General features: G+C 60.2%; 1 protein-coding gene. It reads right to left on the bottom strand.

Annotation, left to right across the window (positions count from 1 at the left end; all coding sequences use genetic code 11):
• Positions 1-3: 3 nt before the first annotated feature.
• Complete coding sequence (locus tag AC5ZFO_RS47925) at positions 4-1272, bottom strand: IS256 family transposase (protein ID WP_496124256.1); 1269 nt, start codon at positions 1270-1272, stop codon at positions 4-6.
• Positions 1273-1354: the final 82 nt, after the last annotated feature.

Genomic DNA, 1354 nt, shown 5'->3' with positions numbered 1-1354 from the left:
CGATCAGGCGGCGCGGACTTCAGCGGTCGGAATGACTTCGATTCCGTCCGCAAACTTTACCCCGGATATCAGCTCCGGCAACTGATTTGTGCCCTTCAACCGTCGCCAGGTTTTAGATGCGGCGCCGACCAGCTTGAAGACCATCAACTTTGCTGTGTGTGGCGATAACGCTCCCTTCGTTCGCACAGTCCGGTGCCTGACCGTGGCAAAGACGCTCTCGATTGGATTCGACGTGCGCAGATGCGACCAGTGCTCGGCATGGAAGTCATAAAACGCCAACATAGCCGAGCGATCCTTGATCAGGCATTCAACGGCCGGCTTGTATTTGACGCCGTACTTCTCGACAAAGATATCAATCGCTGTTTCAGCGGCCGCCCGGTTCGGCGCTAGGTAGATGTCACGCAGATCACTGTTTATTGCCGGCTGCACGGACTTGGCGACCTTGTCGAGCACGTTGTTCACCTTGTGCAGCCAACATCGCTGATGTTGCGTGCCGGGGAAGATTTCATCGAGCGCCCGCCAGAAGCCGAGAGCGCCGTCGCCGACAGCAAGCTGAGGCCCGATCTGCAAGCCGCGCTTGCGCAGATCGATCAGCAATTCTCGCCAACTTTGTGCGCTCTCGCGTACCCCGACCTGGAAGCCGATCAATTCCTTCTTTCCTTCAGGCGTGGCGCCTATCAACACCAGGATGCATTCGGCATGGTCCTCCATGCGAGCCTGCAGATAGACGCCATCCGCCCAGATATAAACGTAGCGCCGCGCCGACAGGTCGCGCTTTTGCCAACGTTCGTATTCGGCCTGCCAGTCCTTCTTCAGGCCAGCGATGACCGGCGGCGACAAGTTCGGCGCGTCCTTGCCGAGCAAGGCCGAAAGCGCCTCCCGGAAGTCGCTGGTCGAGATTCCCCGCAAATAGAGCACGGGGATCAACGCGTCCAAGCTCTTCGCCCGGCGGGCCCAGAGCGGCAGGATCGTCGAATGAAACCGGATCCTGTCGCCTGGCCCGCTTGCTCCACGGTCGCGGGCCTTCGGACGGGCGACCACGACAGGGCCGATGCCCGTGGCAATTTCGCGCGCCGGCCCATATCCATGCCGCACCACGCGCGCCCGACCATCCGGCAGCGCCAGATGCTTCGTCGTTTCCAGGAATGTAGTGAACTCAATCTCGACAGCGCGGGCGATCAGTTCGCGAGCTCGGGCACGCAGAATATCCGTCAGTGGATCAGCAATCTGATCGGGCTGACGCAGAGGAAAAACATTGGTAGTCTCGGTCACGGCGTATCGCTCCTTTGGAGGTTGCTGGCAGGCTTCATCACCCGCCTCGATACGCCGCCTTTCTCAGGTCGTCATCACCCAG

Source organism: Bradyrhizobium sp. Unk1 (genome assembly GCF_059512345.1).
Note: the sequence above shows the minus strand (reverse complement) of the source record. Positions and strands in the feature narration are given on the sequence as shown.